The organism is Photobacterium malacitanum (assembly GCF_900185615.1).
Classification (GTDB): domain Bacteria; phylum Pseudomonadota; class Gammaproteobacteria; order Enterobacterales; family Vibrionaceae; genus Photobacterium; species Photobacterium malacitanum.
In genome coordinates, this window is record NZ_FYAK01000008.1 from 116,428 (window position 1) to 126,050 (window position 9,623).

At 37.0% G+C, this 9,623-nt stretch carries 5 protein-coding genes and 1 rRNA gene; 2 read left to right on the top strand and 4 right to left on the bottom strand.

Translation table 11 applies throughout. From position 1 onward, the window contains the following. Positions 1 to 196: 196 nt before the first annotated feature. The 3 genes from cadA to PMAL9190_RS15695 all read right to left on the bottom strand — a co-directional run bounded on the left by cadA (position 197) and on the right by PMAL9190_RS15695 (position 5,700). Positions 197 to 2,329: a lysine decarboxylase gene (gene cadA / locus PMAL9190_RS15685; protein ID WP_087846003.1), complete on the bottom strand. Its 2,133-nt coding sequence runs from the start codon at positions 2,327 to 2,329 to the stop codon at positions 197 to 199. Between the two features lie 88 nt (positions 2,330 to 2,417). Then, complete coding sequence (gene cadB / locus PMAL9190_RS15690) at positions 2,418 to 3,770, bottom strand: cadaverine/lysine antiporter (RefSeq protein WP_087846004.1); 1,353 nt, start codon at positions 3,768 to 3,770, stop codon at positions 2,418 to 2,420. 463 nt (positions 3,771 to 4,233) lie between these two features. Further along, positions 4,234 to 5,700 (bottom strand): winged helix-turn-helix domain-containing protein, encoded by a 1,467-nt coding sequence (locus PMAL9190_RS15695; RefSeq protein ID WP_087846005.1) that lies wholly within the window; start codon positions 5,698 to 5,700, stop codon positions 4,234 to 4,236. A gap of 295 nt (positions 5,701 to 5,995) precedes the next feature. Here PMAL9190_RS15695 and lysS point away from each other — a divergent pair, with 295 nt between their 5' ends. Beyond that, a complete protein-coding gene (gene lysS, locus PMAL9190_RS15700) occupies positions 5,996 to 7,498 on the top strand; it encodes a lysine--tRNA ligase (RefSeq protein ID WP_087846006.1) in 1,503 nt (500 codons plus the stop codon). Between the two features lie 95 nt (positions 7,499 to 7,593). Here lysS and tsgA read toward each other — a convergent pair whose 3' ends face one another. Next, the gene (gene tsgA, locus PMAL9190_RS15705) at positions 7,594 to 8,781 is read right to left on the bottom strand and encodes an MFS transporter TsgA (RefSeq protein WP_087846007.1); all 1,188 of its coding nucleotides are present in this window, start codon (positions 8,779 to 8,781) and stop codon (positions 7,594 to 7,596) included. A gap of 755 nt (positions 8,782 to 9,536) precedes the next feature. Here tsgA and PMAL9190_RS15710 point away from each other — a divergent pair. Next, positions 9,537 to 9,623 (top strand): 16S ribosomal RNA (locus PMAL9190_RS15710); the annotation flags it as partial.

Sequence of the window (9,623 nt, forward strand, 5' to 3'; positions counted from 1 at the left end):
ATCAATACAAATAGTGCTAGGCTTATTCATGGTGTGGGCTCCTTTTTGGTTGACGCTATAACTGTAGCTGACAATGTCAGTAAGGTGGGGAGTTCATACCACTGAGGAAGAGCTGTTACACAGAATTATTTACAGGATCTAAAAAAGGCATGCTATTACTAGCATGCCCTAATATGACTTATGTCGATCGTATTGATTACTGCTTGATCACTTTCACTTTGTAAACACCATCAACGTTGTAAACACCGTGAATGTCAGTTTCAAAGCCAGGGAAGTGATTACCAATTTCGCATAGCATTTCAAGGAAATCTAATACAGGGCGAGATTGCTCAGTCACCATTTCACCAGGAAGCACAACAGGCACGCCTGGAGGATAAGGAAGGATCATATTGGCACTGATTTCATTGACCATTTCTGATAATGGAATCTCACGAACCTCACCACGTAGTTCTTGTTGCCATGCATCATGTGGTGTCATCTTCATTTCTGGTAACACATCAAATGCTTTGTACATCAGTTCTGGCAATTGGAATTTCACGGTTAAATCGTGAATGCCTTGTGCAAGATCTTGTACACGCATATTAGCGTAGAATTGAGGATCTTCTTGGTATAACGATGGCAAGAATGACTTGATAGTCATGTTACGATCATAGCCACGTTTGAACTCTGTTAATGCACGTAATAGCTGCATTGCTTTTGGTTTGTCAATACCAATTGAGAATAAGAATAATAGGCTGTATGGACCTGTTTTTTCAACCACGATACCATGTTGGTCAAGGAACTTAGCTACAATAGAAGCCGGAATACCTGTTGTAGATAGTTCGCCCTCTTCGTTCATTCCTGGAGTAAGTAGGGTGATCTTAATTGGATCAAGGAACATATGATCTTCATCGATATTCTTAAAACCATGCCATTTATCATTAGGGTTTAGGTTCCAACATTCCGTTGTTTCAATGTTTTCTGGTTGCCAAACATCAAAGAACCAGCCATCACATTCAGAGCGTAGTTTTTTGATTTCTTTACGGAAACGAATTGCGCGGTCGATTGAGTCTTGAATTAAACGACGACCAGCATTGCCATGCATCATCGCTGCAGAAATTTCAGCAGACGCCACAATACCGTATTGTGGTGATGTTGAAGTGTGCATCATGAATGCTTCGTTAAAAGACTCTTCTTCAAGCTCACCTTTAACATGAATCATGGAAGCTTGTGAGAATGCAGCCAGTAATTTATGGGTTGATTGTGTTTCATAGAACACTTTACCCGGCATTGCTTCACCACTCATACCACATTTACCTTCGTAAATAGGGTTAAAGTTAGTGTAAGGCACCCAAGCACTATCAAAGTGGATAAACTTAGTATCCAGTGACTCTTTGATAAATTGGGTGTTGTAGAACAAACCATCGTAAGTTGAGTTAGTGACTACCGCATAACCTGGTTTAGTAGCTCCTGGCGTATTTGCTACTTTTTCTGCAATGACTTCACGGCTAAATTCACTCTTAGGAATACCCCCTAAAATACCGTAAGCGTTACGTGTCGGACGGAAGTAAATTGGCACAACATCGGTCATCATCATCATGTGAGTTAATGATTTATGACAGTTACGGTCAACTAATACTGTGCTGCCAGCAGGGGCTGAGAACATACCAACAATTTTGTTCGCAGTTGAAGTACCGTTAGTCACAATGTAAGAACGATCTGCGTTAAATGTACGTGCAATGTATTCTTCAGCTTCTTTATGAGGACCTGAGTGATCCAACAATGAGCCAAGTTCAGGCATTGAGATTGAAATATCTGCTTTAAAGGTATTTGCGCCGTAGAAATCGTAGAAAATGCTACCTACAGGACTTTTATTAAATGCAGTACCAGACATGTGACCCGGTGTACAGAAGGTATATTTAGCTTCATCTACATAGTTAAATAATGCTTTGGTTAGCGGTGGTAGAATACTGTCTTTGTAATCTTCAGTTGCTTGCTCAATCTTATGCGCAATATCAGAAGCACTACCAAGGCAATATTCAAAGAAGTAAATATTTAAACGAAGATCAGCTAAATTGATATCTAAAGTAGAATGTTCATTAGCAAATGCATATAACGGTAGTTTCTCGTTAATTTGGTTAATTTGCTGGCACAAGTCTAATGAGTAAGTATCCCAGTCAAAAATCACACCACTGATACGTGGATTCATTTCAAGTAGTTTCATTAAATCTTTTTCGTCAACAGGGTATACAACTTTGTAGCCACGTGTTGCTAATGCTTGTTCTAATTCTTGAACTGGGTATTTTTTGAAGAATACACCTAAGTTATTTAAGATTGCTATAGTATTCATTATTGAATATCTCCAGGGTGAACAAAGGCGCACCACTCCAATTTGGGAGGTGTAATGTGCGCCTTGATAATATTATTAGGGAGTAAACTTAGTGAGATTGAGCCACTTTATTCGCTTGTTCTTGTTGTTCCAGTTGTAAGTGTTGACGGAAGCCAAGCTTACGAGCGTAGAACATGAAGATAGCTAGCGAAACAACGAAAGTTGCGGCTAATGCTGATGGATCTGCACCGATAAGTGCGATGAAACAGAAGATACATGCAACACCTGCAAACAACATTACAAACACATTGCGAGTTGTCATACCTTCGTAACGAATTAAGTTAACAGCTGAGTAGAAGTAAGGCAGCATAGTTAATAGCACTGCGTCAGATGTTAGGATGTCAAATAAGTTTGAAGCATGGCTATCACTAGAGCTAAAGATAGTGATAGCAATCATTAGAATCGTCATCATTACAGATGCTAAAACCAAGCCTTTTTTAGCGACGCCGTTTTTATCAGTTTCACCAAAAACAGCAGGGAAGTTGCCATCATTAGCTGCACGTTTGCCGGCCTCACCAACTAACATCATCCAAGAACCTAGAGATGTAAAGCACGCTAAAGCGGTAAATGCTGCAACAAATGGAGCCGTCCAAGCACCAAAGATAGCGGTTGTTGCAAGTGCGAATGGTGCACCAGAAGCTGCTACTTCAGAGGCTGGGAACATACCAGCGATAACTTGGGTTGATAGAATATAAATAACACCTGCAATAACGGTTCCAAGCAGTGTCGCTAATGGAACGGTTTTCTTTGGATTTTTAACCATACCCGATGATACCGCTGCTGATTCAACACCAACAAATGACCAAAGAGTGATTAGTACCGCGCTAACAATAGCGTGTGAATTTGAGCTATGTGATGTATTCCAGTTTTGCATGTAAGTTGTCGCATCAAAATGGCCCCAACCAACAACTGCAGTACCAACGATAGGAACAAGAATAAGTACTAAGCCTAAAGTACATAGACGACTTACCCACGAACCACCCAATAAGTTAATAATGGTGAAAATCCAAACTGAGGCAATAGTTGCGATTGCCGCTGGAATAGTGTTGTTCAAAATTGGGAAGAACACAGAAAGGTACGATACCCCAGTGATAGCGATAGCAAGATTACCGATCCAGTTAGCGTGGTAATAAAGCACACCAGTTTGGAAACCAAAAGCAGGCGAAACTTCACCAGCGTAGGCAATAGGACCACCTTCTTGGGGGTTGTTCGTTGCTAAACGAGCGTAAACAAAGGCCAAAGACAAGGCGCCAACTAAACAAATAATCCAGCTATAAATAGATATTGAACCTACTTTTGCTAATGTCGATGGCAAGAGTGCGATACCACTACCCATCATATTACCGGCTACTACACCGGTACAGGCGATTAAGCCTATCTTTTTTGATGTATCGGACGACATGTAACGATCTCCAAATAATACAATTATATTCAAAATGTTTAAGCACGTTTAACGTCAGTAATAAGAAGGCTTTTGCTTCTAGGTAATCAATGACGAGTAATTTCGATTTAATCTACAGCAGATGGAAAACTTAATTAAATAACCTTCTACTCAACGATGTTTAAATAATAAAGTTGGTTTTTTTTACGTTAATTTATTTTTAAGTTATTTTAAAACAGTATCTTATGTTGGTTGTGAAAAAATAAATTATTTATCATTAAAATAAACCCTGTTTGATAATCGTTATAAACTTGGGAAGTAATCCCAGTGCCATTATTGTTGCCAATGCTAAATCGACATGGTTATTAGCGATGATCACAAAATACAGGTCTGCGTATTGCGACCTGCTAAAAGGTAAATTGGTTACTCACTGGAAATGAAATAAATAGTGCTGTTTAATAGTAAATCTTTAGATGCTGTAAATTTAGTGCGGAGGTGTGACTTCAGCAGTATTTATTTCTGATATGAAAACAAGTTTTTGACAGAGTTGAAGTGTCTCTTGAGAAGGCGATAAATACATAGCCATACTATAATACTCGTTGGCTTGCTGTTTTTTATGTGCAAGTTCACTGAGCTTACCTAATAAAATGTAACGTAAAGCTGTATTTTGCTGAGATTGTAATTTCGCCAGTGATAAATAATGTTCAGCGTCGGCTAAATTACCTTGGTAAAGATCATTGAGTGCTAAAGCATCATATATTTCACTGGATCCAAGTTGTTGATTAGCTGTTATGCTTTTGACTAATTCTTTTCCATAATTCATCAATGTTGGCATTGATGTTACTTTATTGTTTATGGTCAGTATGGTTGCATAAGCAAGGTATCGCTGTGCTAATAAATAACTATTTTTTGGCGACAGTTTAATAAGTTTACTGATTTTTTTAATATAATTAATGTTCGTTTGACCATCATTATTTATGACACTAGGTAATTCAAGATAACCATACAAAATAGTAGGGTTGGTGAGAGTAATATGATTCTGGATTTGTTGGTGGTTGTAATTTAATGCCTGTATTAGTTTGTTGAGAAAACCATCTATAATTAAATATGAGTTATTGCTATCAAGATGAAGGTTTTGTTGTAACATAACCGTTTTTGATATGTTATTAAATAGCTCTATGTGTAATTGGTGTTGCTGATTGACATAGAGTGACAGTGTTTTACCTGCATTAGGTTGTTCGCTGAAACTACTGATGTAATTTGTAGATTTAAATAAAGCATTGTTGATTATTTTTGCGATCGAATATAACTGATTTGTCGATGACTGCTGTGTCAATTCAATATTTATTAAGCGTGGATTTAATATTGTTGCAGGTGGTGTAACTTTCTCGTTGCTCCAACTGATAAAAACAAGTGTAATTAATAACATAGTGAGGATGCAAATATCGAAAAACCAATGATTCCATTTAACATTGTTTGAACTTGTTGTTGTCGTTGATGGGGCTTCTTTTGAGGTTTCGTTAAAAGCACGCGTCATTGGTCCTGCTGGGAAGAACGCATGAGATGAAGTGTCATTAGTGTGTTCATGTGAAGGGTGAAACTCCTCCAATTTAAAGCCTGTATTGGGATCGACATATATTTGTTGTACGTCAATATCAAGCTTATAACCTCGCTTTGGAATAGTAACTATCCAATGATCTTCATCCATCTTTTTGAGTGTTTTACGAAGCTCAAAGATAGACTGCGTGACGACTTGTTCACTAACAACGGCACCATCCCAAACATTTTCAATTAATTCATCACGTGTAAAAACAATGCCTTGATGCTTGGCTAAAAAGGCTAATAGCTTGGTTATTCTCGGTTCTATAATATAATTTTGTCCTGATTTATATAAACAATTTTCTGTTGTAATTAATAACCAGTTATTTATTTTATAATTTACCCAAGCCATTTGGTTTTTATTCTATTGTTAAAAAATATAATGATATTAATTTCTATACTATTTGCTTTTATATATAGATGGAATTTTTTATTTAAATGGTAACTGTAATTTCATATTTCATTTTTAAATCTAAGTAATAAATAAATTATGTGTTTCTAATGTTTTGTGATGTTGGTCACGTTTTTTATTTTGTGGTTATTTATTTTAAAGTAAGTCCAATATACGGGTTATAAATATAGTTTTTTTAAATAAATATTCGAACCCTTCTCGCTTTAATTAAACGATTAATGAATAAGGAAATATTATGTTAGAAAATGAAATTGATGAAAATAGGCTGATTGCTGAACGTCGAGCAAAACTTGATTATATAAGAAAAGACAGTAAAGCAAATGGTCACCCAAATACTTTTCGTCGATTGAAATTAGCAAATGAATTAATCACTGAATTTAAAAATAAATCTAAAGACGATCTGATTAATACCACTTATATAACCGCTGTTGCTGGTCGTATTATGGCAAAGCGTGGACCATTTTTGGTATTACAAGATGTTTCTGGGCGTATTCAAGTTTATGCTGATAAACAGATTCAGGCAGAGTTAAAGCAAAAATACCATGGATTAGATATTGGCGATATTATTGGCGTAAAAGGCCAGTTACATCGCTCTGATCGTGGTGAGCTTTATGTCACCATGGACAGCTATGAGCTACAAACCAAAGCGTTACGTCCTTTACCTGAAAAATACCATGGTTTAACCGATCAAGAGCAACGTTACCGTCAGCGTTATGTTGATTTGATCATTAATGAAGAATCACGTAATACCATGATCATGCGATCTAAAGTGGTGGCAGCGATTCGTCAATTCATGATTAAACAGCAATTTATGGAAGTAGAAACGCCAATGATGCACCCGATTGCGGGTGGGGCTTCAGCGCGACCTTTTGTGACTCATCATAATGCATTAGATATTGATATGTATCTTCGCATTGCACCTGAGCTTTATTTAAAGCGTTTAGTTGTCGGTGGCTTTGAGCGGGTGTTTGAAATTAACCGCAACTTCCGTAATGAAGGTCTATCACCTCGTCATAACCCAGAATTTACCATGATGGAATTTTATATGGCGTATTCTGACTATAACGATTTGATTAATTTTACAGAGAATTTATTAAGTACGATTGCTAAAGATCTTTGTGGTAATACAGCCTTACCTTATGGCGAGCATGTGATTGAGTTTAATGGTCCATATACACGCATGACCATGTTAGAAGCGATTCAACATTACACTAAGGATAATGCACGTATCCAAGCGTTAACCTATGATGATGTTAAAGATCGTGAGCTAATGGCGAATATTGCTCGAGAAGTTGGTGTGACCGTTGAATCTTTCTGGACTTGTGGTCAACTATTAGAAGAAATTTTTGGTGAGACCGCTGAACCTCAGCTAATTCAACCAACATTTATTACAGGCTATCCTGCAGATATTTCACCGCTAGCCCGTCGAAGTGATGAAGACTCATTTTTAACGGATCGTTTTGAGTTCTTTGTTGGTGGTCGTGAAGTCGCGAATGGTTTCTCTGAATTAAATGATGCTCAAGATCAAGACAATCGTTTTAAAGCCCAAATGGCAGCGAAAGATGCGGGTGATGATGAAGCAATGCAATATGATGAAGATTATATTCGTGCGCTAGAATTTGGTTTACCGCCAACAGCAGGTGAAGGGATTGGTATTGACCGCTTAGTGATGTTGTTTACTAATGCCCATACTATTCGTGATGTGATCCTATTCCCATCAATGCGTCCTAATAATTAAGAATAACTCCTGCAGCGACAGCAGAGTCGCTGCTTTTATTCAAATATAAAAAAGCCTCAATTTAAATTGAGGCTTTTTTATTAGCATCATGCTAGTTAGTGACCACTATGTCCATGGATGCGGTGTTTAGTAACAAAACCAACTAATACACACATTACAAATACAACAGCATATAAACCGTTAGCAGTAACTAATGCTGCATGCGCACCGTAATTCTTAACGATAGGACTTGTTACTACGAAAGTTAACATAGTACCAATTGTGCCGCATAGTAGAATAAAGTTAACCAATTTTGGTGATGATACTTTGGTCTGCTGTGAGCCTAAGGTAATGATAGTGGTGTAAATTGCACTACTGATAAAGCCAAGTGCTGAAATAATATAGATAAGATTGTGAGGATTGGTATCGTTATTAAATAGATACATCAGCACAGTTGCTAAGCCTGATAAAACAACCACAAAATAGTGCAGGTCGAATTTTTTAAGTAGTACACTAAAAATCCACATACCAATCATATAAGCACCCCAGAAGTAACTGACTAATTGGCCAGCATCGCTAATTGATAAACCTAGCTTTTGGGTTGCGTACTCAGGGATCCAAGAAATAAAGCCTAGCTGACCGAGGATATAACATAAAGCAGCAATGGCTAGAAATAGAACACCCAATCCCCATTTTTCTTTGGTTTCATTGGTGGTCTCTTCTTGAGGCGCATCCTTACCTAATACAGGGAATGTAGAAAGTAATGCTAAGATGAAAATAGCTAGATAGATAACGCCAATAGCGGCATATACCCAGTACCATTGCATGTGGTGTGCTAGTACTGCAGCAGAAATCACAGGGAAAATCATACCTGCCATACTGAAAAATGAATCAGTAAACAGCAACCGAGAACCTCGTTCTTTACCATCATAAATATGAGTAATTAAGTAAGTACCAATCGACATGGTAATACCACTTACGACACCAAGTACAAACATGCAGCCTGAGAAAATAGCAAGATTATGACCGAAGATAAGGCCAATAATTGCTAATAGCATGAGAATGAAACCAAAAATGAGCTGGCGCTTAAGCGGTACAATTTCCATCAACCAAACATTAAGGAAGATTGAAATTAAAATACCCGTATTAAGAAAAGTAAAAGTGTTACTCATGCTAGATATTGGCAAATCAAAATATTTGGCAATATCTCCCATAACGATACCGGTGACGATAATCAGAGATCCAGTAAGGGCATAAGATAAGAAACTTATCCACGTCAGAAGGATGCGATTCTGGTTTGTCATAGCAAATCCTGTATAGCGTTCGATTATAATTAAAGAGGCAGAATAAGGTGCCAATTAATGAAAGGGCTGAATCCTAACATAAGGACTAGCTTTGTTTGTGATATACATCACCATTATATGATATGAAGGGATTTATCATACCAATAAGATATAAATAATCGAAATTTATAAGTGGGTTTTATTCTAGTGGTTGTTTTTATTGTTATTGTTTTTGTGTGAATTTAAGTTTTTTTAACAATGTGCAGTTGTTATTTATTTTCTATCTCTTTATTAAGCATAGATTTTGATGATGTCGACTTATTTAGGGCATTTAATTAGCACTTACTGTCACAAGAGATAAAGTATTGCCATTGGTTGAGGCGGTAAAATTACAATTAAAGGTTGTTTTTAGAGCATTTTTAACAAATTTGGTTGTAGTGTGTGCTGGTGAGCATTTATTTTGATTTTTTTGAAAATTAACTCTTGCCAATGTGATCGAAGTCTCTATAATGCGTCCTCACTGACACGGACAACGGCGAGAGCGGTTACCGAAATCAGTATTGTTCTTTAACAATTTGACCATGCAATCTGTGTGGGCACTCGTTGAATAGTTAAGTCGAAAGATTTATCAATGATACTAGTGACCAATACAAATAACTCATCTCTTTATAGAGAAGGATTATTTGGCACAGTCAATTCAAATATCATTACTAGCTTCTAGTAATCGATATTTTAACAGTATTCATTGAGCCGTTTCGAAAGAAACAACAAAACTTTAATTGAAGAGTTTGATCATGGCTCAGATTGAACGCTGGCGGCAGGCCTAACACATGCAAGTCGAGCGGTAACAGATTGATAGCTTG